This is a genomic window from Mesorhizobium sp. GbtcB19 (assembly GCF_019091085.1).
Lineage (GTDB): Bacteria > Pseudomonadota > Alphaproteobacteria > Rhizobiales > Rhizobiaceae > Mesorhizobium.
Map to the genome: position 1 here is coordinate 66,339 of NZ_JAGXJY010000008.1, position 24,797 is coordinate 91,135.

General features: G+C 64.2%; 22 protein-coding genes. 14 read left to right on the forward strand and 8 right to left on the reverse strand.

Annotated elements, in window-relative coordinates:
* Window positions 1-205 precede the first annotated feature (205 nt).
* The 7 genes from KVT37_RS15790 to KVT37_RS15820 are packed head-to-tail and all read left to right on the forward strand — an operon-like array spanning window position 206 to window position 8,340.
* The gene (locus KVT37_RS15790) at window positions 206-1,720 is read left to right on the forward strand and encodes a leucyl aminopeptidase (RefSeq protein ID WP_217574582.1); all 1,515 of its coding nucleotides are present in this window, start codon (window positions 206-208) and stop codon (window positions 1,718-1,720) included.
* Window positions 1,721-1,758: 38 nt separating this feature from the next.
* Window positions 1,759-2,664, forward strand: a complete 906-nt coding sequence (locus KVT37_RS15795) for a proline iminopeptidase-family hydrolase (RefSeq protein ID WP_217574584.1) — start codon at window positions 1,759-1,761, stop codon at window positions 2,662-2,664.
* A gap of 18 nt (window positions 2,665-2,682) precedes the next feature.
* A complete protein-coding gene (locus KVT37_RS15800) occupies window positions 2,683-4,344 on the forward strand; it encodes an ABC transporter substrate-binding protein (RefSeq protein ID WP_217574586.1) in 1,662 nt (553 codons plus the stop codon).
* Window positions 4,345-4,398: 54 nt separating this feature from the next.
* Window positions 4,399-5,415: an ABC transporter permease gene (locus tag KVT37_RS15805; RefSeq protein WP_217574588.1), complete on the forward strand. Its 1,017-nt coding sequence runs from the start codon at window positions 4,399-4,401 to the stop codon at window positions 5,413-5,415.
* Entirely contained in the window at window positions 5,415-6,386 is a 972-nt protein-coding gene (locus tag KVT37_RS15810; protein ID WP_217574590.1) for an ABC transporter permease, read from the forward strand. The genes KVT37_RS15805 and KVT37_RS15810 overlap by 1 nt, the downstream gene beginning before the upstream one ends.
* Complete coding sequence (locus tag KVT37_RS15815; RefSeq protein ID WP_217574592.1) at window positions 6,383-7,342, forward strand: ABC transporter ATP-binding protein; 960 nt, start codon at window positions 6,383-6,385, stop codon at window positions 7,340-7,342. Before KVT37_RS15810 ends, KVT37_RS15815 begins: the two co-directional genes overlap by 4 nt.
* 8 nt (window positions 7,343-7,350) lie before the next feature.
* Entirely contained in the window at window positions 7,351-8,340 is a 990-nt protein-coding gene (locus KVT37_RS15820; RefSeq protein WP_217574594.1) for an ABC transporter ATP-binding protein, read from the forward strand.
* Window positions 8,341-8,381: 41 nt separating this feature from the next.
* On the opposite strand, the gene KVT37_RS15825 is transcribed toward KVT37_RS15820, so the two are convergent.
* From KVT37_RS15825 to KVT37_RS15840, 4 genes are all read right to left on the reverse strand, one after another.
* Window positions 8,382-8,936, reverse strand: a complete 555-nt coding sequence (locus KVT37_RS15825) for a hypothetical protein (protein ID WP_217574596.1) — start codon at window positions 8,934-8,936, stop codon at window positions 8,382-8,384.
* Between the two features lie 99 nt (window positions 8,937-9,035).
* Window positions 9,036-10,118: a YcjF family protein gene (locus KVT37_RS15830; protein WP_217574598.1), complete on the reverse strand. Its 1,083-nt coding sequence runs from the start codon at window positions 10,116-10,118 to the stop codon at window positions 9,036-9,038.
* Window positions 10,115-11,587 (reverse strand): YcjX family protein, encoded by a 1,473-nt coding sequence (locus KVT37_RS15835; RefSeq protein ID WP_217574600.1) that lies wholly within the window; start codon window positions 11,585-11,587, stop codon window positions 10,115-10,117. Before KVT37_RS15835 ends, KVT37_RS15830 begins: the two co-directional genes overlap by 4 nt.
* A 63-nt stretch (window positions 11,588-11,650) precedes the next feature.
* Window positions 11,651-12,154: a histidine phosphatase family protein gene (locus KVT37_RS15840; protein WP_217574602.1), complete on the reverse strand. Its 504-nt coding sequence runs from the start codon at window positions 12,152-12,154 to the stop codon at window positions 11,651-11,653.
* A 248-nt stretch (window positions 12,155-12,402) separates the two neighbouring features.
* Here KVT37_RS15840 and dksA point away from each other — a divergent pair, with 248 nt between their 5' ends.
* A complete protein-coding gene (dksA, locus tag KVT37_RS15845; RefSeq protein WP_040972254.1) occupies window positions 12,403-12,819 on the forward strand; it encodes an RNA polymerase-binding protein DksA in 417 nt (138 codons plus the stop codon).
* Between the two features lie 109 nt (window positions 12,820-12,928).
* Here the strand turns inward: dksA and KVT37_RS15850 are convergent, their stop codons facing one another.
* Window positions 12,929-13,654: a flagellar biosynthetic protein FliO gene (locus KVT37_RS15850; protein ID WP_217574604.1), complete on the reverse strand. Its 726-nt coding sequence runs from the start codon at window positions 13,652-13,654 to the stop codon at window positions 12,929-12,931.
* Between the two features lie 210 nt (window positions 13,655-13,864).
* Between KVT37_RS15850 and cckA the strand changes: the two genes are divergently transcribed.
* Together cckA and KVT37_RS15860 are read left to right on the forward strand one after the other, a co-directional pair.
* Entirely contained in the window at window positions 13,865-16,447 is a 2,583-nt protein-coding gene (cckA, locus tag KVT37_RS15855; protein ID WP_217574606.1) for a cell cycle histidine kinase CckA, read from the forward strand.
* Window positions 16,448-16,606: 159 nt separating this feature from the next.
* Window positions 16,607-17,314 carry a purine-nucleoside phosphorylase gene (locus tag KVT37_RS15860; RefSeq protein ID WP_217574608.1) on the forward strand — a complete coding sequence of 236 codons (708 nt, stop codon included), beginning with the start codon at window positions 16,607-16,609 and terminating at the stop codon, window positions 17,312-17,314.
* Here KVT37_RS15860 and KVT37_RS15865 read toward each other — a convergent pair.
* Window positions 17,311-17,616 (reverse strand): ribbon-helix-helix domain-containing protein, encoded by a 306-nt coding sequence (locus tag KVT37_RS15865; RefSeq protein ID WP_217574610.1) that lies wholly within the window; start codon window positions 17,614-17,616, stop codon window positions 17,311-17,313. The genes KVT37_RS15860 and KVT37_RS15865 overlap by 4 nt on opposite strands.
* A gap of 334 nt (window positions 17,617-17,950) precedes the next feature.
* On the opposite strand from KVT37_RS15865, the gene KVT37_RS15870 reads away from it, so the two are divergent.
* From KVT37_RS15870 to KVT37_RS15880, 3 genes are all read left to right on the forward strand, one after another.
* Window positions 17,951-18,346, forward strand: coding sequence for a VOC family protein (locus KVT37_RS15870; protein WP_217574612.1), 396 nt, complete (start codon window positions 17,951-17,953; stop codon window positions 18,344-18,346).
* Between the two features lie 79 nt (window positions 18,347-18,425).
* Window positions 18,426-18,974, forward strand: coding sequence for a gluconate 2-dehydrogenase subunit 3 family protein (locus KVT37_RS15875; RefSeq protein WP_217574614.1), 549 nt, complete (start codon window positions 18,426-18,428; stop codon window positions 18,972-18,974).
* 48 nt (window positions 18,975-19,022) lie between these two features.
* Entirely contained in the window at window positions 19,023-20,594 is a 1,572-nt protein-coding gene (locus tag KVT37_RS15880; RefSeq protein ID WP_217574616.1) for a GMC family oxidoreductase, read from the forward strand.
* 70 nt (window positions 20,595-20,664) lie between these two features.
* Here KVT37_RS15880 and KVT37_RS15885 read toward each other — a convergent pair whose 3' ends face one another.
* Window positions 20,665-22,578 carry a PhoX family phosphatase gene (locus tag KVT37_RS15885; protein ID WP_217574618.1) on the reverse strand — a complete coding sequence of 638 codons (1,914 nt, stop codon included), beginning with the start codon at window positions 22,576-22,578 and terminating at the stop codon, window positions 20,665-20,667.
* Between the two features lie 128 nt (window positions 22,579-22,706).
* The gene (locus KVT37_RS15890; RefSeq protein WP_217574621.1) at window positions 22,707-23,096 is read right to left on the reverse strand and encodes a hypothetical protein; all 390 of its coding nucleotides are present in this window, start codon (window positions 23,094-23,096) and stop codon (window positions 22,707-22,709) included.
* 306 nt (window positions 23,097-23,402) lie between these two features.
* On the opposite strand from KVT37_RS15890, the gene urtA reads away from it, so the two are divergent.
* A complete protein-coding gene (gene urtA, locus KVT37_RS15895) occupies window positions 23,403-24,713 on the forward strand; it encodes an urea ABC transporter substrate-binding protein (RefSeq protein WP_217574623.1) in 1,311 nt (436 codons plus the stop codon).
* Window positions 24,714-24,797 lie beyond the last annotated feature (84 nt).

Below are 24,797 nucleotides of genomic sequence, written 5' to 3' on the forward strand. Positions count from 1 at the left end.
GGCGTTTGATCGCCTGGCCGGTTCGGGGATACCCAAATGGCAAGAGCGACTAAGTCGCCATCCGAAAACGATTATTTGGGCACTCCGATGCCGTTGCACCAGCGGCGGAGACCGGCACGACCGGTTTCCACTGTTGGCCGGCGAAGCTTTGCGCATGACGCAGGCTGGCCTCGCGAGCGCCTGTAAAATGGGAGAACGAGCGTCTATGCCTCAGTCGCCGGTGCCGGTCTTTGAAGCGGCGGACGAGATTTCCCAGGAAACCTCCGTCGTCGTGATCCTGCAGACCGCTCGGAGCGGCTTTGGCCTCCGGGCGGCGGCGCTCGATGCCGAACTGAACGGGATTTTGTCCCGCGCCTGTTCCGATCCGGCCGCGCTTTCGCAATCCGGCGCTTGCGTCGATGTCATCGCCCCCAAGGCCGTATCGGCCCGGCGCGTGGTGGTTCTGGCCTTGGGCGATGCCGAAGCCGTAACCCCGCTCTCGCTGGCGCGGGCCGGCGGTTCGCTTGCTGCGCATCTGGAAGGCAAGGGCGAATGCTCGGCCACTCTTGTTTTGGACCCGCTCGCCGGTGTCGACCTGCCGGCAGCGGAAATCCTGGCGCGGGTCGCGCTCGGCATGCGGCTGCGGCGCTATCGCTTCGACATGCGCAACCGCCGGCAAGGGGCAGGCGCCGACCGAACCTTGCGGGTGCAGTTGATCGGCGCTGCCGGTCCGGAACTGAACGCGGCGCTGGCGCGGATCAATGCCATTGCCGACGGTGTCGAATATGCGCGTACGCTGGTCAACCTGCCGCCAAACCATCTCCACCCCGACAATTTCCATGCCCATCTGGAGCCGTTGCGCGAGGCCGGCATCGACGTCGAGATCCTCGACCCGGCACGGCTGAAAGAGCTCGGCATGAATGCGATCCTGGCCGTCGGGTCGGGTTCGGCGCGGCCGCCGCGCGTCGCGGTCCTGCGCTATCGCGGCAAGGGCGCTCCGGCGCAGCCGCTCGCTTTCGTCGGCAAGGGCGTCTGCTTCGATTCTGGCGGCCTGTGCATCAAGCGCGGCGAGCAGATGTTCGACATGAAGGCCGACATGGGTGGCGCCGCCGCAGTGGTCGGCCTGTTGATCGCGCTCGCCCGGCAAGGCAGCCAGGTGCATGCCGTCGGCGTGCTCGGCATTGCCGAGAACATGCCGTCCGGCACCGCGCTCAAGCCGCGCGACATCATCACGACGGCGTCGGGACAGACGGTCGAGGTGTTCGACACGGATGCGGAAGGCCGGCTGATCCTGGCCGACTGCCTCTATTACGCCGCCTCGCGCTTCAATCCCTCGGTGATCGTCGACCTGGCGACGCTGACCTATTCGGTGATGCGCGGCCTCGGCTCGGTGTTCGCCGGTCTTTTCAGCACCGACGACACCATCGCCGCGCGCATGATCGCGGCGGGAGAAAAGGTCGGCGAGCGGTTCTGGCAGCTGCCGCTCGACCGCGCCTATGACGAGGGACTCCAATCGCCCTTCGCCGATATCCGTCACCACGCCAAGGACATGGAAGACGGCGACGCGCCCTATGCGGCTGCCTTCCTGCGCAATTTCACCGAGGATCGTCCCTGGGTGCATCTCGACATTGCCGGCAAGGAACTGGCCGACAAGGATCGGCCTCTGGGCCGGGAGGGCGCCACGGCATTCGGCGTGCAGATGCTGGAAGAGTGGGTTCAGTCCGGCCGGGCGGCGAGCTAGGCGGCGACAGCATGTCTTCAACCACGCAAGGAGCCGGGATGTCGTTTGAGATCGTCAGCAAGGAAGGCCGGGCCGGTTTCGGCGCCTACGAAACCTGGTATCGGATCAGCGGCGAGCTCGATGCCGGCAAGGCCCCGGTGGTGATCCTGCATGGCGGGCCAGGTGCTGCCCATAATTACGTCGACGCCTACAAGCTTCTCGCCCGAGGCGGCCGCGCCGTCATCCATTACGACCAACTGGGCTGCGGCAACTCCACCTTGCTGCCGCAAAAGGGGGCCGATTTCTGGACGCCCGGGCTCTTCATCGACGAATTGGAAAACCTGGTCGACCATCTCGGCATCCGTGGCGGCTTCCACGTGCTCGGGCAGAGCTGGGGCGGCATGCTGGGCGCCGAATATGGCGTCACCCGGCCGCAAGGCCTGAAGTCGCTTACCATCGCCAACTCGCCGGCTTCGATGAAGCTATGGGTCGAGGAGGCCAACCGGCTGCGCGCCGACCTGCCCAAGGACGTGCAGGAAACGCTGACCCGCCACGAGCAGGCCGGCACGACGGATGATCCGGCCTACCAGGAAGCGACGATGCGGTTCTACGAACGGCATGTCTGCCGGGTCGTGCCGTTCCCGCCCGAGGTGACGGAGACCTTCGCCCAGATCGTTCGCAACCCGACCGTCTACAATGTGATGAACGGCCCGAACGAGTTCCACGTCATCGGCACGCTGAAGAGCTGGAGCGTCATCGATCGCCTGCCGGCCATCGAGGTTCCCACACTGCTCATTTCCGGCCGCTACGACGAAGCCACGCCCGCGACCGTGCAGCCCTTCAAGGACGGCATCCAGGGATCGCGCTGGCGGATCTTCGAGCATTCCAGCCACATGCCGCATGTCGAGGAGCAAGAGGCGTGCATGCGGGTGGTGGGAGACTTCCTGGACGACAACGACAACTGAGAAAAGGGGAATGACGACATGAAGAAACTGCTTTTGGCGGCATCAGTCGCGGCATTGCTGGCCGGCTCGTGGCTGGCTCCGGCGCAAGCCGAATATCTCAAGGAGCACCGAGGCGGCACCATCCGCCTGCTCGCCCGATCGGCTGCCGGAACGCTCGATCCGCACATCAACTACACCGACCAGGGCTGGCAGATGTACCAGCCGATCTATGACGGCCTGGTCACCTTCCGCAAGGCCGAGGGCGTCGACGGCTTCAAGGTCGTTGCCGATCTGGCCGAGGCGCTGCCCACGGTCAGCAATGACGGCAAGACCTTCACCTTCAAGCTGCGCAAGGGCATCAAGTTCTCCAACGGCCAGGATCTCGGCGTGAAGGACGTCGTCGCTTCCTTCCAGCGCATTTTCAAGATCTCCGGGCCGACGTCGGGCACCTTCTATGCCGGCATCGTCGGCGCCGACAAATGCCTGGCCGACACCAAGAGCTGCACGCTGGAAGGCGGCGTCGTCGCCGACGAGGCGGCCGGCACGATCACCCTCAATCTCACCAAGCCGGACGCCGAGATCCTCTACAAGCTGGCCTTGCCGCATGCCGTGATCCTGCCGGCGGATACACCGGCCGAGGACATGGGCTCCAAGCCGATCCCCAGCACCGGCCCCTACATGATCTCGGCCTTCGATCCCAACAAGGGCATGACGGTTTCCCGCAACCCCAATTTCAAGCAGTGGAGCGAGGAAGCCCAGCCGGACGGTTACCCGGATGTCGTACAATATGATTTCGGCCTGTCGGAAGAGGCCGCCGTTACCGCCATCCAGAACGGTGAGGCGGACTGGATGTTCGACGCCCTGCCCAGCGACCGTCTCGGCGAACTCGGCAGCAAGTCGATGGACCAGCTGCACATCTCGCCGCTTTCGGCCTGGTGGTACGCGCCGCTCAACACCCGTATGGCTCCGTTCGACAACGAAAAGGCCCGCCAGGCCGTCGCCTATGCGGTCGACCGCAACACGCTGGTCAAGCTGTTCGGCGGCAAGGTGCTGGCTTCCCCGGTCTGCCAGGTCCTGCCGCCGGACTTCCCCGGACATGAGGACTATTGTCCCTTCACCAAGAACCCTGGCGCCAAATGGTCGGCTCCGGATGTCGACAAGGCCAAGCAGCTCGTCGAGGAATCGGGCACCAAGGGCCAGAAGGTGACCATCATCGTCGAGGATACCGCGATCTCGCGGTCGATCGGCGTCTATCTGCAGAGCGTGCTGACCAACATCGGCTATGTCGCCGACGTCAAGCCGATCTCGTCCAACCTGCAGTTCACCTACATCCAGAACACCAACAACAAAGTGCAGATGTCCGTCACCCAGTGGTACAAGGACTATCCGGCGGCTTCGGACTTCCTGAACATCCTGTTCAGCTGCGCCTCCTATCGCGAAGGCTCGGACGCCTCGATCAACATCTCCGGCTTCTGCGACAAGGATATCGACGCTGAGATGCAGAAGGCGCTGGACCTCGGCGTGACCGACCAGAAGGCGGCAGACAAGCTGTGGGCCGCGATCGACAAGCAGGTCACCGACAAGGCGCCGGCGGTCGGTCTCTTCACGCCGAAGCGGCTCGATTTCGTCAGCAAGCGCATCGGCAATTTCAAGTTCAACCCGCAGTTCAACTGGATTGTCACCCAGTCCTGGGTGCAGTAGGGCCTGGGTGCAGTAAAGGGCCTGGGTGCAGTAACGAACCGCGGAAGGCACATCGTGTCCAGCCAAGTCGCCGCCATGCCGCGCAAGACGCGAGGGCCCTGGGCCGTCGCGTTTGCGAAGCTGGCAACGGACAGGGCCGCCATGGCGTCCCTGGCCGTGTTCCTCATCATCGTGCTTGCCTGTTTCAGCGCGCCGCTCTACGCGAAATGGGCCGGCACGGACCCGTTCGCATCGACGCTCGACGCCGTCATCCAGATCGACGGCGCCGACGTTCCGGTGATGGAACAGTCGACCGAGGGGCTGGGGCTTGGCTACACGCCGATCGGTCCGACCTGGCGGCTCGGCAACTATTTCCTCGGCGCCGACAGCCAGGGCCGCGACGTCATGGCAAGGTTGCTCTATGGCGGGCTCAACTCGCTTTTGATCGCGGGTGCCGCCACCATCTTCACGCTGATCTTCGGCACGCTGGCGGGGCTGATCGCCGGCTATTTCGGCGGCATCACCGACACGGTGCTGTCGCGCTTCCTCGACGTGCTCTGGGCATTCCCGATCTATTTGCTGGCGATCTCGCTTTCCATCGTCACCATCGCGCAAGGCATCGCGATCGGGCCGATCGAGATCCAATCGGGCAGCCTGTGGCTGCCGATCATCATCATAGGCATCGTCTATATTCCCTATGTCGCGCGCCCGATCCGCGGGCAGGTCCTGGCGCTGCGCCACAGCGAGTTCGTGCTTGCCGCGATCAATCTGGGCGTGCCGGGCTGGCGCATCCTGTGGCGCGACATCCTGCCCAACATCACCACGACGCTCATCGTCTTCGTGCCGCTGATGATGGCGCTGAACATGCTGACGGAATCGGCGCTTTCCTTCCTGTCGATCGGCGTGCAGCCGCCGGCCGCGAGCTGGGGTACCATCATCCAGGACGGGCAGGCGCTGCTCTACACCCGGCCGCTGGTGGCGCTGGTGCCTGGGCTGGCGATCGCCGTCTCGGTGATGGCGCTCAATGTCTTCGGCGACGGTCTGCGCGACGCGCTCGACCCGCGCTCCAAGGTCCGGCTGGGGCGCGACTGATGATCTACGCCATCCTGCGCCGCTTCGGTCAGATGCTGTTCGTGATGTTCGGCATCTCGGTCATCGTCTTCCTGATCTTCTTCGCCACGCCCGGCGCCGATCCCGCCGCGCGCATCGCCGGCCGCAACGCCTCGCCGGAGGTGCTGGCGGCGGTGCGCCACAGCTTCGGCTTCGACCAGCCGCTCTACGTGCAATATACCCGCATGATGGAGAAGATCTTCGTCACCGGCGATCTCACCTCCTTCGTCAACCGGGGCTGGAAGGTCGTGCCCGCCGTCATGGATTCGATCCCCGTGACGCTCTCGCTGGTCTTCGGCGCGGCGATCCTTTGGGTGGTCGTCTCCATCATCATCGGCATCGTCGCCGCGGCCACGCGCGACAGCTGGCTGGACAAGTTGCTGATGGCGCTGGGCCTGCTCGGCATTTCCATGCCGGTCTACTGGCTGGGCGAGGTGATGAACCTGATCACCCAGAGCCGCTACCACGACAGCTGGGCGTTCTCCTGGGTGCCGCCGCTCGGCTACAAGAACTTTTCCGACGATCCCAAAGGCTGGTTCCTGACGCTGGTCATCCCATGGATCACGCTGGCCATCCTCTATATCGGCATCTACGGGCGCGTGCTGCGCGCGGCCATCATCGAATCCATGCAGGAGGATTATATCCGCACCGCCCGCGCCAAGGGCCTGTCGGAGACCCGCATCCTGCTTCGCCATGCGCTGCGCACCTCTTTGATCGCCTTCGTCACCCTGTTCGGCCTCGACTTCGGCGCGCTGGTGGGCGGTTCGGCGCTGCTGACCGAGGTCGTGTTCGGCCTGCACGGCATCGGCAAGCTCACCTATGACGCGCTGCAGAACCTCGACCTGCCGATGATCATGGCGACGGTCATGTACGCCTCGATGTTTGTGGTGATCGCCAATGCCGTGGTCGATTTCGTCTATATCCTTCTCGATCCGCGCCTGAGGGCATCATGATCCTGTCGGTGCGCGATCTCAGAGTTTCCTTCCGCACCCATGACGGGCCGGTGCGCGCCATCGACGGCGTTTCCTTCGACCTCGGGGAAAGCGAGATCCTTGGTGTCGTCGGCGAATCCGGCTCGGGCAAGACGGTGTCGCTGCTGGCCGTGATGGGGCTCATCACCGATCCGAACGCCAGCATCGAAGGATCGATCCGCTACAAGGGCCGCGAGCTCGTCGGATTGCCCGCGCGCGAGCTTCGTCGCCTGCGCGGCAACGAGATCGCGATGATTTTCCAGGACCCGATGACGGCATTGACGCCGGTCTACACCATCGGCTGGCAGATCGCCGAACAGATCAGGGCGCATCGGGGGTTGAGCAAAGCCAAGGCGATGGCGCGCGTCGAAGAGCTGCTGGCGGAGGTGAATTTCCCCAACCCGCACGAGGCGATGTCGCGCTATCCGCATCAGCTTTCCGGCGGCATGCGGCAGCGTGCGGTGATCGCAATGGCCTTGTCCTGCGATCCAACGCTGCTGGTGGCGGACGAGCCGACCACCGCGCTCGACGTCACCGTGCAGGCCGGCATTCTCGACCTCGTGCGCAAATTGCGCGCCAAGCATAAATCGGCCGTGGTCTTCATCACGCATGACATGGGCGTGGTCTCCGAACTCGCCGACCGCGTCATGGTCATGTATGCCGGCCGCGTGGTGGAACGCGGCACGCGCACGGAACTGTTTTCCGATCCGCGACATCCCTATACGCGCGCGCTGCTTGGCTCGATCCCGCCGCTGACCGGCCAGAAACCGCGGCGTCTGCCGGCCATCCCCGGCTCGCCGCCGTCGCTGCTGCTGCTGCCGCAGGGCTGCGCCTTCGGTCCGCGCTGTCCCGTCCGCTACGAGCCCTGCGAGGCCGACAAGCCGGGCCTCGGCAACAGCGCGCATGCCGCCGCATGCTTTCGGGTGGCACAGGCATGAGCGAGCCGATGACAGACAAAGATCGACCGATCCTCGAGACGCGTTCGCTGGCGAAACGCTTTTCGATCGGCACCCGGTTTTCCGCCGAAGGCAGGCGAACCGTCCATGCCGTCGACAATGTCTCGCTGGCCGTGCGGCGCGGCGAGACGGTCGGGCTGGTCGGCGAATCCGGATGCGGCAAGTCCACGCTGGCGCGCTGCCTGGTGCGGCTCTACGACATCACCGACGGCAAGCTTCTGTTCGAAGGCGACGACATCACCTCGAAGTCGCTGTCCGAGCTCAGGCCGCTGCGGCGGCGCCTGCAGATGGTCTTCCAGGATCCGTCGGCCTCGCTCAATCCGCGGCGACGCGTGGGTGATCTCGTTGCCGAGCCGCTGCGCATCCACGGCAAGCTTTCGTCCAGGGAGATCGCCGTGCGTGTAGCGGAGCTGTTCGAACTGGTCGGCTTGTTGCCGGACCATGTGATGCGCTATCCGCACGAATTCTCCGGCGGCCAGCGCCAGCGCGTCGGGATCGCGCGGGCGATTGCGTTGAATCCCGACCTCGTCGTGCTGGACGAACCCGTCTCGGCGCTCGACGTGTCGGTGCAGGCCCAGATCGTCAATCTGCTCGCCGACCTGCAGGAGAAGCTGAGGCTGACCTATATCTTCATCGCCCACGACTTGTCCGTGGTGCGCCAGGTCTCGACCCGCATCGCGGTCATGTATCTCGGCTCGATCGTCGAGGAAGGGCCGGCGGAAGAGGTGTTCGCGACGCCGGCTCATCCCTACAGCCAGGCGCTGATCTCGGCGGTGCCGGTCGTGGAAACGACGCCCAGCGGAACGCGCAAGCGCATCATCCTCACCGGCGATGTGCCGAGCCCGCTAAAACCTCCGTCCGGATGCCGTTTCCACCCGCGCTGCCCGATCGCGGCGGATCGCTGCCGTTCGGAACGGCCGGAGCTGAAGGAACATCGAAGCGGCCGCAAGGTGGCCTGCCACTTTCCGACTTTGACCTGAACCGTCTTCCTTGCGGGCGGCGTGCGGTCGCCGGAGGGAGATCAGTTCTTGGCGATGGCGCCGACTTCGACCGAGTCGATCCGCTTCAGGCTCATGCCGATGACCGGCACCAGCTGATCGTTGACGCGCACGGCCACCGTCACGGTCATCGAATTCCCGTCAGGCACGCGCGCCTGCATGACGCCGTTCAACTGTTTGCGGTTGATGGTGAAAACGACCTTCTGTGCGTCGACGACATTGCCGCCGACGATGTCCATCCCGCTTTCGGTGGAGCCGCCCATGAAGGTGCCCCGGTAACCGTCGCGGCCCTTGCGTTCGACGCTGGCCGACATCTTTTGCGTGAACACGCCGACCCGGCAGCCGCCGTCAAGCGTCATGCCGAGCTTGCTGGCGGGTGTCGAGCCATTGAAATCGCAGGTGAATTTGGTGCCCTTGTACTTGCCGGCGATGATTTCGCCGGGGCCGACCCATCTGCCTTCGATCGAGTGGAAGAACTGCTTGTCCGGCTCCGCCCCAAAGGCCTTTTCAACGAGGCCGAGCGGCGCGGCAATCGCAACCGCCATGGGCAGCACGCAGGACAGGATTACGCTTCTCATGGACGACACCCGGCACGACAGAGTCTTTACTTGGGACCTGGGTGACCATGGCGAAGATTGGTTAATGCTTCGTCACTGGTGGCGGTTTTCGCGTTTACCCTACTGGTCCGCCTGGCCGTCCTTTTTTGCCGCGAATGAAGTCAGCGCCGAGAGGAAATCGCCGAGGCCCGGGCGTTTGACGGCGATGAACGGCAAGGGACGTGCGGTTTCCATCGCGGCGATGCCGATGCGCGCCGTCATCATGCCGTTGACCACGCCTTCGCCGAGCTTGGCCGAGAGTTTCGCGGCGAGGCCATGGCCGACGATCTGCTGCACGAAACTGTCGCCGACCGCGATCGAGCCGGTGACCGCCAGATGCGCGAGCACGCCGCGCGCCAGCCGGAAGAAGCCGAGCGTGCCCGGGCGGCCGCCATAGAGTTCGGAAAGGCGCCGGATCAGGCGGCCGGCCTCGAACACGACATAAGCGATGTCGACCAGCGCGCGCGGGCTGACGGCCGTGATGAGGGAGACGCGCTTCGCGGCTTCGAGAATCATGACCTTGGCGCGGGCATCGAGAGGCGACAGGATCTCGGTCTCGGCAAGCCGCACCAGATTGGCGCCGTCGATGATCTCGCCGCGCAGTTCGGCAAGCGAACGCCGGCCGGCGGCGGTCTCCGGTTTTGCCGCGACGAAGGCCGAGAGCTCATCGACCAGGGCGCGCGCCGCCTTGGGATCGTCGCGCGCCACCGCATCCAGCGCGCGCCTCTGCATCTTTTCGACTTCGGCAAGGCGAGCGATGGCGAGGAATTCGCGGATGAGGATGACGAACAATGAAAGCAGCGCGATCGCCGCCATGCCGGCCGCCAGCCAACCGAGCCACTCGGCGCGCGCGAAGAGGTCGCGGATCAGCTGATCCGCCCACAGGCCGAAGGCGAGTGAGACAAGCACGCTGAGGGCGCCGAAAAACAGCCGGACCAGCAACGAGCGCTTTCTTGGCGCCGTTGCCGGCGGAGGAGCCGCCGCCTCGATGTCCGGCTCATCGAACACGTCGACTTCCGAGGGAATGACGACCGCCACATCGGCTCGCGAGGCGCGCGGCTTGCGCGCGGGCTGATCCTCGGCGACGCGGTGTTGTGGCGTTTGCGGCCTCGATTCCATTTCGGGCTCGATGCGGAAGGCCGCCGGTTTGCGGGGCGCGGTCATGCCAGATGATCTCCGATCAGGAACTGCAGCGCGCGGTCGAGCCGGATATGCGGCAAGGACAGCGTTACGCCTTCGGCGGTGCGTTCGAGCTTCGGCGGGCGGAAGCGCACGAAGCGGATCGCCGGTTCGGCGTTGTCGGGTTGCGATCCGCAAACATCGAACACCGCATCCACCTTTTCCGGCAAATCGCCTGGAAAAATGGCGGTTTCGGTCTTTCCGTCGAATGTCTCGCCGTTGATCTTCTCGCCCTTCAGCGGCGTGCCGATGATCACCGGCAGCGTCTCGCGACCCTGTTTCACGGTGCCCTCGCGGGTCGAGCGAACCGCGGCCATGGCAACGACATCGACGGCGGCGCCGCTGAAATTCGCCCGGGCAACGGCACGGTCGGTCAGCCGGCGCACGATCGCCTGCAGCCGGTCATGGCTTTCATGGTGCAAATGATCCGCCTTGGTCGCGGCCACCAGAATGCGGCCGATGCGGCGCGAGAAGAAGTCGGTGAGGAAATTGCCGCGCCCGGGCCGGAAGCAGGACAGGATCTCGGTGACGGCGCGCTCCAGATCGGCCATGGCGGCCGGGCCAGCATTGAGCGCCTGCATGGCGTCGATCAGCACGATCTGCCGGTCGAGGCGCGTGATGTGCTCGCGAAAGAACGGTTTGACGACATGCGTCTTATAGGCCTCGTAGCGGCGCTCCATCATCGCCTGCAGCGATCCGGGGCGCGGCCGGCCTTGCGCCAGCGTCATCAGTGGCGCGAAGGTCAGGGCCGGCGAGCCTTCGAGATCGCCCGGCATCAGGAAACGGCCGGGCGGCAGCGTCGACAGCGCCCGCTCGTCGAGCTTGCAGGCCTTGAGATAGGCGGCGAAGCTTTCGGCCAGACGCCGCGCCGTCATCTCGTCGGCGTCGGCGTCGGGATTGACGGTGGAGGCCAGTTCGCGCCAGGCCTGCGACAGGTCGGAGCGAACGGGCAGGGCGGCCAGCTCGACCGCCTCGCGCGAAAAATCGGCGAAGGATTTGCCGAGCAGCGGCAGGTCGAGCAGCCATTCGCCGGGGTAGTCGACGATGTCGACGGATAGTTTTCCGGCTGAGAACAGCCGGTTCCAGCCGGAAGCCGACTCATATTCGATGGTGAGCCGCAGTTCGGAGATGGCGCGCGTGGAGTCTGGCCAGACGCGGTCGTTCACCAGGGCCGCGACATGGTCCTCATACTGAAAGCGCGGAACGGCATCGTCCGGCTGCTCCTCGAGGAAGGCGCGGGCGATGCGGCCGGATTTCTGCGCCTCGAACAGCGGCAGGCGCCCGCCATGGATGAGGTTGTGGACGAGAGCGGAGATGAACACCGTCTTGCCGGCGCGGGACAGGCCGGTGACGCCAAGGCGCAAGGACGGTGAGAAGAGCCCGGCGGCGCGGCCCGACAATGTGTCGAGCGCAATCCTTGCCTCGTCGGTGAAACTGGTCAGCGATGATGCCAAATCGGGCCTCTGGTTGCGCGTCAGCGCCCGATATAGGCGCTGGGCTGTGCGTTTGAAATGGCCTCAGAGGTCGGCGGGTGTGAGAAAGGCTTCGAGATAGCCGTTGCCTTGCGCTGCTTCGGCAAGATTGCCGGGAAAGCGCACCACGGCGAGGCCGGAGGTCGGAAAACCGTGGTTCATCATGCCGCGCGCCGCCTCCTCGCCATCGCCCGACACCGCCATGGCCAGGTCTTCGGTCATGGGGTTGTGGCCGATCACCAGCAGCGAGTCGGCGCCGCCATTTTTTCGGATGATGTCGAGATAGCCGGCCGCATCCTCGCTGTAGAGCGTGTCGAAGAACAGGACACGGCCGGTGTCGGTGCGCCCCGCCAGGCCTTCCAGCGTCTGCCTGGCCCGCTTGGCGTTGGAGCAAAGGGTGACGTCCGGCACGTAATTGCGGGCACGCATGGCTTCGCCGATCGCTTCGGCGTCGGCCATGCCCGATTCGTCGAGCGGGCGGTCGAAATCGCGCACGCCGGGCATTGCCCAGCCGGCTTTGGCGTGCCGCAACAGATAAAGTCTGCTCAACCGGACCCCCATGGCGCTGCCTTCCTGGCAAAGCGCGATTAGTCACCAGAACCGCGCCATGCACAATGGTCGACACCGGCGACTGCAACGAATCACGTGCGAATTCGTTTTCTCGCGTTGAAACAACGTTGTCGCTGAGGCTGCCGATGCGAGACTAACAATTGCGTGAAACTCTCGCCGATAGCGCTTGTGCAGGCTCTTGTCCCCGAATATATAGGCGCCAAATTTGGGGTTGTTGGGTGAGTCGAATGAACGACATCGTTACCGCCGATTACGTACCCTCCGAAGACGAGCCGTTCATGAATGAACGGCAAAAATCGTACTTCCGCCAGAAGCTAATCACTTGGAAGAACGACATTCTCCGCGAAGCACGCGAAACCCTAGAAATCCTGCAGCAGGAAAACGCCAACCACCCCGACCTCGCCGATCGCGCATCCTCCGAAACCGACCGCGCCATCGAATTGCGCGCCCGCGACCGCCAGCGCAAGCTCATCTCGAAAATCGACTCCGCGCTCCAGCGCATCGACGAAGGCACCTACGGCTACTGCGAGGAAACCGGCGAACCGATCGCGCTGAAGCGGCTCGACGCCCGCCCGATCGCAACGCTGTCGATCGAGGCGCAGGAGCGCCACGAGCGCCGCGAGAAGGTCTACCGCGACGACTGACGTGGGCTGGATAGCCAACAAAATAGCAAATGGCCGGGTTTCCGGCCATTTTTGTTTCCGGTGCTCAAGGCCCGGACAAGTTCACTTGTGCCGGCAAGCTGCCGTAAGGTCAGCGCTTGTGGCTGCCCAGTTCGCCAAGAAGCTTGGTCATCTCGTCGTCGAGCGAGGGCTTGGGCGCCGGTTTGCTGACCGCCTGTTGCGAGTGCTGGTCGTCGAGAGAGGTCTCCAGCTCGTGCATCAGCGTATCGTCGATGGAATCGTTTGAGGGCGGCGTGTATCTGGCGCTGCCGTTCGTCGTCCCATAGCTCGGCAACGGCATGACCTTTGCTGTTGGTTGGCTCGGCGCCACCGGCTTCGGCGCGGGAGCGGGCGTCGGCGGGCGTGGCCGTGTGGCGGCCGCTGGCTGCGTGGCGGGCGGCGGCGCCTGCCTGACGGGCGCAGGTGCGGGAGCCGGCGCCGGTTGCGGCGCGCGCGGGCGTTGCGCGGCGCCTGCCTGCTGCTGGCCGCTGTCGCCGGTCAGCGCCGGCCGGCGCGGCGCGGCCAGCCTGATATCGCGCTCGACCACGACATCGGTCGGTCCGCCGATCAGGATCAGGTGCTCAATGTCGTCGCGGCGTACCAGAACCAGCCTGCGATGGCTGTCGACGGCGGTGGCGTCCATGACCGCGAGGCGCGTCTTGCGGTTCCTGCCGCCAGCCACGAACGTGCCGAAGGTCAGGTTGCGCACAACCTTGATGACGAGCAGGACGACGACAAGCAAAATGAGGGCTGCAAACGTCCACAGGATTGCAGCGACATAACCCGGACCCGCCACGCTATCCAGCCACTGCAGCATCGGTGCACCCAATCGCCTCTCAAGGTGAGGCGACACTAGACCGTGGTGGCGGCCCGCCGCAAGTTCACATCACCCATCGTGAACAGTTTGAAACATGAATCATTTGATTTTATCGGACATTTGCCGCCGGGGCCTTTTCCGCTACAGGAGAATGTGATTCAACCGGCCGTCCGCGCCCATCGGGACACCGGAATCACGAGCAGGGGGAACATGGCCAAGGAAGCGCGCGGCGATTTCTATCCGGTACCGATCGTCGACCAGAACACGCGTCCGGGCGCCGTCACCAGGCTGATCGTCTTCATCGTCGTGCTGACCGGCGCCGCGATCGTCTTCGGACTGTTTCGCGAGCGCCTCGGCGATCCTTTCTTGCTCGGCATGCTCGGTGTGCTCGCCATGATCGGTGTCGGTTTCCTGTTCGCGACCGCGATCGGCTTCGTGCAGATCGCGCCGCGTTCAACCGGCGATGAATTGTCGAAAGCCTTCGTCGACTCGATGTCGCAGGGTCTCCTGGTCACCGACACCAAGGGCCGCGTCGTCTATGCCAACCGCGCCTATGCCGACATGACTGGTGCCGCCTCGGCGGAAGATCTCAAAACCGTCGAAGGGCTGCTGTCGGACGTTCCCGAAGCCTCGATGACGATCTACCGGCTGGCGTCCGGCCTGCGCGACGGCCAGTCGGGCGACGGCGAGTTCCGGCTGGCGCAGTCGATCAAGCCCGGCGCCGAGCCCGGCGCGCGCTGGTATCGGGCGCGTGCCCGCGCCTTCAGCATGCCCGGGCAAAGGCTGCCGATGCTGGCCTGGCAGCTCGCCGACATTTCGCAGGAGCGTGCTGAGCAGGAGCGCTTCTTCCTCGATCTGCAGAAGGCCATCGACCATCTCGACCATGCGCCGGCCGGCTTCTTTTCGGCCGACCAGGAAGGCCGCGTCACCTATATCAACGCCACGCTTGCCGAGTGGCTGGGCATCGACCTTGCCAGCTTCACGCCGGGCGCCATCACGCTGCCGGAAATCATCGCCGGCGACGGCATGGCGCTGGTCCGCTCGGTCAAGGCCGATCCTGGCACCACGCGCAACGCCGTCATCGACCTCGACCTCACCACCATGAGCGGCCAGGCGCTGCCGGTGCGTTTCATGCATCGGGTCTCGGCAAGCCGCGAAGGCGTCAACGGCCCGACCCGCACGATCGTGCTCAACCGCACCCAGGGCGAGGACGCTTCCGCCGAACTCAGGGCTTCCGAGGTCCGCTTCACGCGCTTCTTCAATTCGACGCCGATGGCGATTGCCGGCGTCGATGCCAGCGGGCGCATCCTGCGCACCAATGCGCCGTTCCTGCAGCTGTTTTCGTCGGTGGTCGACCGCGACGCCGTCGACCGGCGGGTGCGCTTCGAGACCATCGTCCACGAGCGCGACCGGCCGGGTTTCGCCGCGGCCTTCGAGAAGGCGCGGCAGCGGCAGGCCAATATCGAACCGATCGATTCCGTGCTGCCCGGCAACGAGGAGCGCCACATCCGCTTCTACGTCAACGCCGTCGCCGACAGCGCGGGGAGCGAGGGCGCGGAGGAATCGGCGATCGTCTACGCGGTCGAGACCACCGAGCAGAAGGCGCTCGAGGGCCAGATGGCGCAGAGCCAGAAGATGCAGGCGGTCGGCCAGCTCGCCGGCGGCATCGCGCATGACTTCAACAACGTGCTCACCGCCATCATCATGGCGTCCGATCTCCTCTTGACCAACCACCGGCCGTCGGATCCGTCCTTCCCCGACATCATGAACATCAAGCAGAACGCCAATCGGGCCGCCTCGCTGGTGCGGCAGTTGCTGGCCTTCTCGCGCAAGCAGACGCTGCGGCCGGAAGTGCTCAACCTGACCGATGTCCTGGCCGATCTCAGGATGCTGCTCGCCCGCCTGGTCGGCAACGACATCAAGCTGAAGATCGACCATGGCCGGGATCTCTGGCCGGTCAAGGTCGATATCGGCCAGTTCGAGCAGGTGGTGGTCAACCTCGCCGTCAATGCGCGCGACGCCATGCCGAGCGGCGGCGATCTCACCGTGCGCACCCGCAACGTCACCGCCGACGAATGCAAATCCTTCGCCTATCGCGAGCTGACGCCGGCCGACTACGTGCTCGTCGACGTCGAGGACACCGGCAGCGGCATCGCGCCCGACGTGCTGAAGAAGATCTTCGAGCCGTTCTTCACGACCAAGGAAGTGGGCAAGGGGACCGGTCTCGGCCTGTCGATGGTCTACGGCATCATCAAGCAGACCGGTGGCTTCATCTTCTGCGATTCCGAAGTGGGCAAGGGCACGGTGTTCCGAATTTTCCTGCCGCGCCACATCGCCGAGGCGAAGAAACCGGCCGAGCCTGGCGAGGCGCCGGCGACCGCGGCGGTTTCGGCCAAGTCGGCCGACACGGCGAAGGATCTTTCCGGCTCGGCCACCGTGCTTCTGGTCGAAGATGAAGACGCCGTGCGCATGGGCGGTGTCAGGGCGCTGACCTCGCGTGGCTACACCGTCCACGAGGCGTCGTCCGGCGTCGAGGCGCTGGAAGTGTTCGAGGCGCTTGGCGGCAAGGTCGACATCGTGGTGTCCGACGTGGTGATGCCGGAGATGGATGGGCCGACATTGCTGGGCGAGCTGCGCAAGCGCCAGCCGGACATCAAATTCGTGTTCGTTTCAGGCTATGCCGAGGACGCCTTTGCCAAGAACCTGCCGGCCGAGGCGCATTTCGGCTTCCTGCCGAAACCGTTCTCGCTCAAGCAGCTGGCGACGATCGTCAAGGACGTGCTGGAATCCTGAGCGGTATGACGCCGCTCTGGACGGGAGACCACCGCGAAGTCGCCAGGCTTGAACGTCTTACACGTCGCTGGAATTGCTTCTAAATCAGCTATCGCTTGCGCATTGCGGCAGCCCTGCCATGATGGCGGTCGGATGGGTCTATCATGGGGGTGGTAGCGCGTGACGCCGCATATCGAGGCGGGCAGGGGCGATTATGCCGAAACTGTGCTGTTGCCCGGCGACCCCGAGCGCGCCCAATGGATGGCGGAGACCTTTATTGAGGCACCGCGCTGCGTCAACCGCCGAAGGGGCGCGCTGGGCTTCACCGGCCGGTTCCGCGGCAAGCCGGTCAGCATCCAGGCAACCGGCATCGGCGTTTCGTCGTTCCTGATCTACGCCCATGAATTGCTCGACTATCATGGCGTGAAGACGCTGATCCGGACCGGCACTTGCGGCGGCTTGTCGGAAGATGTGGCGCTGCGCGGTGTCGTGATCTCCAGCGCGGTGCGGGCCGAAGGGCCGATCAGCGGGCAGGTGTTCGGACTTTACGAGCCGGCGGGGCCCGACCAGGCGCTGCATAGGCTGGCCCTGCAATGCGCGGCCGATCTAGGCATCGCCTGTAGCGCGGGACTGACGATCTGCAGCGACGTGTTCCACCATCCCGATGGCCGCGCTCGCTTCGACGAGCCGAGGGCGCTCGGAGCGCTGGCGGTCGATATGGAGACCAGCGCGCTTTATCGGATTGCGGCGCAGTTCGGCGCGCGCGCCTTGTCGCTGCTGACCGTCGTCGATCATATCGCCACCGGCGAGCTGACCGACTATTCGGAACGCCAGGCGCTCTTCACCGATATGACCCGGCTGGCGCTCGAAGTCGCGACGGCCAGTTAGGCGGCTTCCCGCTTCAATGCGCTCTGCTCCTCGGCGCTTGGCCTGTGGCCGCGCAGATAGAGCGCGCAGGTCGTGCGCAGCATGGAAGCGAAGTTCGGGATCTGGCCGTTGATCTCGATCGCCTCGTCATAGAGTTTCGAGATGAATTTCGGCGTCGTCAGTCCCTGGCTGTCGGCGATCTCGTCAAGAAGATCCCAGAATGTCGCTTCGAGCTGGATGCTGGTCGAGTGACCGTCGATGCGGATCGACCGATTGATCTGCCGATAGCCCTCCGGGTCCTGCCCGGCAAAGACTCTGCACATCGCTACCTCCCATTCTTGTTATCTTGGGCGCCGATTGGCCGGCTGGCGCCTTTTTGAACACTGCCTGCGTTTGTCATCTTCGATCCGATGGCCGGCTACGGCAATCGGACTTTCGTCCTTAAAGCGCGCCGCGCCGAAGCAGCGGTGCGCTTTAAGGTCTTGCTTCGATGCGTGTCGTTCTCCCAAAACCGCGTCACACTTTTGGGCGACACGCAATCAAACTGGCGCGAGACTAGCCGTTTTCCAGTCCTATGCGTGGTAATCGGCTGCCACCACCTTTTTTCGCCGGCGCGCATAATCGTTTCCGTGAGCACCAAAAGCCGCGGAGTCCGATTTGGCGAAGACCATCCATTCCATGATCAGGGTACTCGACGAGGAGCGTTCCGTCGATTTCTACAATAAGGCCTTCGGCCTCAAGGTCGCGCAACGGCTCGATTTCGAGACCTTCACGCTCGTCTATCTCAGCAACGCCGACTCGCCGTTCGAGGTAGAGCTGACGGTGAACAAGGGGCGCACGGAGCCTTATGCGCTCGGCGACGGCTACGGCCATCTCGCCGTTTCGGTTACCGATCTCGACAGCGAGCACGACCGGATCGGCGCGCTCGGCTTCAATCCGAAGAAGATCGTCGAGTTCAACCATGACGGGGCGCCGATCGCCCGCTTCTTCTTCATCGAGGATCCCGACGGCTACAAGATCGAGGTCCTGCAGAGAGGGGGGCGCTTCCAATAGGGGATATTGCCGCGCGGAGGAGCGCGGCGCCAGCAACGGCACTCTTCAAGGGGTGCGAACAGCAAGCAGGGAGGAAATCATGGTTACAGTCTACGAACAGAGGCCCGTCCACGAGAAGAAGATCGGGCTTTCGCGGCGCGAGCTTCTCAAGCGCGGCGGCGCGGGCGCGCTGCTCATCATCTCGGGCAGCGCCGTCATCAGCCCCGAGCATGCCTGGGGTCTCGAAACCGCGGCGCTGAAGCCCGAGACGATGGCAACGCTGATCCAGGTGGCGCGCGACATCTACCCGCACGACCAGGTACCGGACAAGTACTACGCCATCGCCGTCAAGGGCCATGACGAGACGGCCGCCAAGGATCCGGCCCACAAGGAGCTGATCGAGAAGGGCATCGCCGAGCTCGACAAGAAGGCCGGCAAGGGCGGCTATCGCGGGCTTGGTTGGGAAGAGCAGCGGGTGGCGCTGCTCACCGATATCGAGAAGACGCCCTTCTTCCAGGCGGTTCGCGGCGGCCTCGTCGTCAGCCTCTACAACCAGAAGGAGGTGTGGCCGATCTTCGGCTATGAGGGCGAGTCCTATTCCAAGGGCGGCTACATCGCGCGCGGCTTCAACGACATCGAGTGGCTCTGAGCCGCTCTGCCCTGAACCGCTTTTCGATAGATTTCATGGGAGGAAACCATGGCAGCATCATTTGATCTCAAGAACGACGGCGTGGTCGTCATCATCGGCTCGGGCGCCGGCGGCGGCACGCTTGGCAACGAATTGGCGCAGAAAGGCATCGACGTCGTCATCCTCGAGGCGGGCGCCCGCCACGAACTCGAGGACTTCGTCAACGACGAGTGGGATTCCTTTGCCCAGCTCGCCTGGAAGGACAAGCGCACCACTTCGGGCGACTGGCGCGTCGCCAAGGATTTCCCGAACCTGCCGGCCTGGATCGTCAAATCGGTCGGCGGCTCGACCACGCACTGGGCGGGGGCCTCGCTGCGCTTCCAGGAGCATGAGTTCAAGGCGGCCACGACCTACGGCAAGGTCAAGGGCGCGAACCTTGTCGACTGGCCGGTGACGCTGGCCGAGATGGAGCCCTATTACGCCAAGGCGGAAGCCAAGATGGGCGTCACCGGCACCAACAACTGGCCGCGCCTGCCGGGCAACAACAATTTCAAGGTGCTCAAGGCCGGCGCCGACAAGCTCGGCTACAAGGAATGCCACACCGGCAACATGGCCATCAATTCGGTGGAGCGCGACGACCGCAATTCCTGCCAGCAGACCGGCTTCTGCTTCCAGGGCTGCAAATGGGGCGCCAAATGGTCGACGCTCTACACCGAAATCCCCAAGGGCGAGGCGACGGGGCATCTCGAGGTGCGGCCGAACTCCATGGTGATCAAGATCAACCATGATGCGTCAGGCAAGGTGACCGGCGTCGTCTATGCCGACAAGGACGGCAAGCTGCAGGAACAGAAGGCCCGCATCGTCGCGGTTGCCGGCAATTCGATCGAGAGTCCGCGGCTGCTGCTCAATTCGGAATCGAGCAAGTTCCCGCATGGGCTCGCCAATTCGTCCGGACAGGTGGGCAAGAACTACATGCGCCACACCACCGGTTCGGTCTACGCCATCTTCGACAAGCCGGTGCACATGTATCGCGGCACCACCATGGCCGGCATCATCCGTGACGAGGCGCGCCACGATCCGTCACGCGGCTTCGTCGGCGGCTACGAGATGGAGACGCTGTCACTCGGACTGCCCTTCATGGCAGCTTTTCTCAACCCGGGCGGCTGGGGCCGTTCCTTCACCACGGCGCTCGACCATTATGACCATATGGCGGGCCTATGGATCGTCGGCGAGGACATGCCGCGCGAGGAGAACCGCATCACGCTGCACAAGGACGAAAAGGACGAGCACGGCATGCCGATCGCCGACGTCCATTTCGACGACCACCCGAACGACGAGGCAATGCGCAACCATGCCTACAGCCAAGGCCAGGCGCTCTATGCCGCGGTCGGCGCGACCAGGACCTTCCCGACGCCGCCTTATCCCTCCACCCACAATCTCGGCACCAACCGGATGAGCGAGAAAGCGGAGGATGGCGTCGTCAACAAGCACGGCCAGTCGCACGACATCAAGAACCTGTTCGTCTCCGACGGCAGCCAGTTCACCAGCGGCGCGGCGGAGAACCCGACGCTGACCATCGTGACCCTGGCGATCCGCCAGGCCGACTACATCGCCGCGCAGATGTCGGCGAAAACTATTTGACCTCCCGACTGCCTGCTGGCGCGGGACCCGCGAGGGTTCCGCGCCTTTTTTATGCGGCCGCGCGCTCGCCTCAGGCGCCGACCGGCTGGCCGTCCTTGCGGCGGATGGCGACGACCGAGGGGCGCGGCGGCTGGCCGTCCTTGAAGTCGGGCCACAGCGACTGCGCCTTGTCGAGCGTTTCGGCATCCTCGGACGGATGCTGGACAGAGAGGAACAGCGTCGTGCCATCAGGGGTAAAACAGGGCCCGGTCGCCTCGGCGCCGTGCGGGCAGGTGAAGAGCAGTTTTGGCAGGCCGCGCGCGGCGCCTTCGGTATCGACGCCATAGACGCCGTCCGGCAGGTCGAAGTCGTTGGCGCCGTCGGTCGCCACCCACAGCCGGCCGGCAGGATCGAAGGTGATGTTGTCGGGGCAGACGAACCAGCCATTGTCCGATGTCTCGGGATGGAAGGTGGCGCCGACCTTGGCATCCCTGGGATTGCCGCAAAGCACGAACAGGTCCCAGGCATATTTGTCGGCGGTATGGTCGGCCTCAGCGCCGTGGCCGCCCGGCGGGATCAGCTCGACGATGTGGCCCCAGAGATTTTCCGGCCGCGTGTTGGCCGGGTTGACTTTGGATTCGTCGCGTTTCTTGTTCTTGGTCATGACGGCATAGACGCGGCCGGTGACCGGGTTGGTCTCGATGTCTTCCGGCCGGTCCATCGGTGTGGCGCCGAGCGCGTCCGCGGCAAGGCGGGTCTTCAGCAGCACCTCGGCCTGGTCGGCAAAACCGTTCTCGGCGGTGAGCTTGCCCTGGCCGTGGACCAGCTGCAGCCAGCTCATTGTGCCGTCGGCATCGAAACGCGCCACCGAGAGCACGCCGTCATCCAGCAGATCCTTGGCCGAAGCCGGGTTCGCCGGATCGTAGGCCTTGGCCGAGACGAAGCGGTACATGTATTCGAAATAGTCGTCGTCGCCCATGTAGACGACGATGCGGCCATCCTTGTTGCGCATGACGGTCGAGGCTTCGTGCGACATGCGGCCGAGCGCGGTGCGCTTCACCGGCTTCGACCGCGGATCGTAGGGATCGATTTCGACCACCCAGTCGAAGCGGTTCGGCTCGTTCGGCTCCTTGTCGATGTTGAAGCGATCATGGAAGCGGCCGCGGCCGTAAATGTCGGAACCGTCGAAGCCGTAGCGGTCGAGGATGTCGGCGGTCGGCGCTTTCTTCGGGTCGCCGCCGAACAGGTCGGAGACGCCTTCCTCGCAGGTCAGCACCGTGCCCCAGGGCGTGACGCCGCCGCTGCAATTGTAGCTGGTGCCGAGCACCTTCTTGCCGCTCGCGTCGGCCGAGGTCTGCAGCAGGACATGGCCGGCGGCCGGCCCGGAAACGGTCATTTCGGTGTTGGCGGTGATGCGGCGGTTGAGCGGGCTGTCCTCGACGGTCTGCCACTTGCCGTCCTTCAGCATCACCTCGACGATCGAATGGCCCATGGCGGCGAGGCCGAGATCGACCTGTTCCTTGGTCATCGTCTTGCTGGCGCCGTCCTCGGTCATGCCGGGGAACATCACGTTCGGCGAGATGTACTCGTTGTTGACGCAGAGCAAGCCATGGTCGGAGTTCACCGAACCCTTGGGCAGCGGCATGAAGGCGATGTAGTCGCAATTATAGCCGAAGCGCTTTTCCTGTTCGTCCGCGGCGACCCTGTTGCCGTCGAACTCGGCCAGGCCGGCCGCGAGCGGATCGCCCCAGCGGGCGACGATGGTGGTTTCATAGCCGTCGGCGGCGGCGTGAGTCTTGTCGTAGACCCGCTTCAGCTCGGGAAAACCGAGGGTGGATTGGGCTGTCGCGGCATGTGTTTCGCCGGCAAACAAGGAGCCGACAAAGCTGCCGCCGGCAATCAACGCGCCGGATGCAAGGCCGCTCTTGAGGAGTTCGCGGCGCGAGACGCGCGCGGCAATGACGTCGCGGATAACAGGGGAGGGTGAAGACGGAGAATTGGCCATCGTGTCTGCCTCTCGGTGGATGTTGACGACACGCGCTGCCTAAGGCGCTTCGGCAACATTCCGATGACATGGCGAGCGCTATTTCGGGTGACGACCCGGGGCAGCGCGGTCGCTGTCTGTCGACACGGCTATTTCCTGGTGCAGGTCGAGGCGGTGAAGGCGCCGTCCTGCTGCTTCATGATGATGTCGAAGGAGGGGCCGCTCGGGTCATCCAGCGTCGCCTGGGTCATCGAGATCGAATTGCCGCCGCTGGTGTAGCCGCCGAGCGGGCCAAGCCAGGTGATCTCGCCATTCGGGTTCATCTGATAGTCGTAGGCTTGCGGGGTGGCGCCGAAGGTCACCGGGCCGCTATAGAGGCTGCCCTTGATGGTGATTACGCCGAGATCGAGGAACAGGCCGAGCAGATAGACCTCGCAGTGATAGGCGCCGTCGGGCAGCTTGCCGTCGGCGAAATCGGCGCGCGCGCCGCCTGCGGCGGAAAGCAGAAGCAGGAAACTCAGGATGAAGCGTGAGGCCATGGTGTCTCTCGTTTGCGCGGCGACCTTGCCCCATTTCGCCCGCGGGCCGCAACAGGGCCAATGCGGGTCGCGTTCAATCCAGCTGAAAGTTTAGGCATTTTTATCATTTGGGCAAAATCTAGGCAGCGCTGCGTAAACTTTTCTCAATCCTGCTGCATTGCAGCGGATCCGAAAGTTTTCCGGTTACTGGATAACCGGCTGTAATCTCTTCGTTATCCGGAAATTCCGGCGGGCGCATTCTCGTCTGGCACGTCGCTTGCACAGCCTATGTTGCGATGCAAACAACCACGCTTGGGAGTGTGTCATATGAGGGGTAACTTCGCGAAAATAACAAAAATCCTGTCGGCGGGCGTCCTCGCGGCCGGCCTGCTGGCATCGGCTTCCGCCAGGGCGGCTGAAGACACGATCAAGGTCGGCATCCTCCATTCGCTGTCGGGAACCATGGCGATTTCGGAGACCACGCTGAAAGACGCCATGCTGATGCTGATCGACGAGCAGAACGCCAAGGGCGGCCTGCTCGGCAAGAAACTGGAAGCCGTGGTCGTCGATCCTGCGTCCAACTGGCCGCTCTTCGCCGAAAAGGCGCGTGAGCTGATCTCGAAGGACAAGGTCGCGGCTGTGTTCGGCTGCTGGACTTCGGTGTCGCGCAAGTCGGTGCTGCCAGTGTTCTCGGAACTCGACAACATCCTGTTCTATCCGGTCCAGTATGAGGGCGAGGAAAGCGAGCGCAACGTGTTCTACACCGGTGCGGCTCCGAACCAGCAGGCCATCCCGGCCGTCGACTATCTGATGAGCGCCGATGGCGGCTCGGTGAAGCGCTGGGTGCTCGAAGGCACCGACTATGTCTATCCGCGCACCACCAACAAGATCCTCGAAGCCTACCTCAAGGCGAAGGGCGTGCCGGCCGAGGACATCATGGTCAACTACACGCCGTTCGGCTTCTCCGACTGGCAGACCGAGGTCTCGGCGATCAAGAAGTTCGGCTCTGCCGGCAAGAAGACCGCTGTCGTCTCGACCGTCAACGGTGACGCCAATGTGCCGTTCTACAAGGAGCTCGGCAACCAGGGCATCAAGGCCGAGGACATCCCGGTCATGGCCTTCTCGGTTGGCGAGGAAGAGCTTGCCGGTCTCGACACAAAGCCGCTGGTCGGCCATCTCGCCGCCTGGAACTATTTCGAGAGCGTCAACACGCCCGAGAACAAGAAGTTCATCGCCGACTGGCACAAGTTCATCAAGAACAACAAGCGCACCACCAACGACCCGATGGAAGCTCACTATATCGGCTTCAACATGTGGGTGAAGGCGGTCGAGAAGGCCGGCACCACCGATCCGGACAAGGTCATCGACGCGATGGTCGGCGTTTCGGTGCCGAACCTGACCGGCGGCTATTCGACGATGATGCCGAACCACCACATCACGAAGCCGGTGCTGATCGGTGAAATCCAGGCCAATGGCCAATTCCAGACGGTCTCGAAGACGCCGGGCCTGGTGATGGGCGACGAATGGTCCGACTACCTGCCCGATTCCAAGGACCTGATTTCCGATTGGCGCGCGCCGCTCAGCTGCGGCAACTTCAATGTCAAAACCGGCAAGTGCGGCGGCAAGGGCACCAACTGATCCTCCCGGGCTGGACCATCAGGTCCATGCCCAAGACTGCGCGCGTCCGGACGGTTTCCTCCACCGTCCGGACGCCAATTAAAC

Coding starts and splice junctions, on each gene's coding strand:
- KVT37_RS15790 (WP_217574582.1), top strand. CDS start 206: ATGCCTCAGTCGCCGGTGCCGGTCTTTGAAGCGGCGGACGAGATTTCC.
- KVT37_RS15795 (WP_217574584.1), top strand. CDS start 1,759: ATGTCGTTTGAGATCGTCAGCAAGGAAGGCCGGGCCGGTTTCGGCGCC.
- KVT37_RS15800 (WP_217574586.1), top strand. CDS start 2,683: ATGAAGAAACTGCTTTTGGCGGCATCAGTCGCGGCATTGCTGGCCGGC.
- KVT37_RS15810 (WP_217574590.1), top strand. CDS start 5,415: ATGATCTACGCCATCCTGCGCCGCTTCGGTCAGATGCTGTTCGTGATG.
- KVT37_RS15815 (WP_217574592.1), top strand. CDS start 6,383: ATGATCCTGTCGGTGCGCGATCTCAGAGTTTCCTTCCGCACCCATGAC.
- KVT37_RS15820 (WP_217574594.1), top strand. CDS start 7,351: ATGACAGACAAAGATCGACCGATCCTCGAGACGCGTTCGCTGGCGAAA.
- KVT37_RS15825 (WP_217574596.1), bottom strand. CDS start 8,936: ATGAGAAGCGTAATCCTGTCCTGCGTGCTGCCCATGGCGGTTGCGATT.
- KVT37_RS15830 (WP_217574598.1), bottom strand. CDS start 10,118: ATGACCGCGCCCCGCAAACCGGCGGCCTTCCGCATCGAGCCCGAAATG.
- dksA (WP_040972254.1), top strand. CDS start 12,403: ATGAACGACATCGTTACCGCCGATTACGTACCCTCCGAAGACGAGCCG.
- KVT37_RS15850 (WP_217574604.1), bottom strand. CDS start 13,654: ATGCTGCAGTGGCTGGATAGCGTGGCGGGTCCGGGTTATGTCGCTGCA.
- cckA (WP_217574606.1), top strand. CDS start 13,865: ATGGCCAAGGAAGCGCGCGGCGATTTCTATCCGGTACCGATCGTCGAC.
- KVT37_RS15865 (WP_217574610.1), bottom strand. CDS start 17,616: ATGTGCAGAGTCTTTGCCGGGCAGGACCCGGAGGGCTATCGGCAGATC.
- KVT37_RS15875 (WP_217574614.1), top strand. CDS start 18,426: ATGGTTACAGTCTACGAACAGAGGCCCGTCCACGAGAAGAAGATCGGG.
- KVT37_RS15880 (WP_217574616.1), top strand. CDS start 19,023: ATGGCAGCATCATTTGATCTCAAGAACGACGGCGTGGTCGTCATCATC.
- KVT37_RS15885 (WP_217574618.1), bottom strand. CDS start 22,578: ATGGCCAATTCTCCGTCTTCACCCTCCCCTGTTATCCGCGACGTCATT.
- KVT37_RS15890 (WP_217574621.1), bottom strand. CDS start 23,096: ATGGCCTCACGCTTCATCCTGAGTTTCCTGCTTCTGCTTTCCGCCGCA.
- urtA (WP_217574623.1), top strand. CDS start 23,403: ATGAGGGGTAACTTCGCGAAAATAACAAAAATCCTGTCGGCGGGCGTC.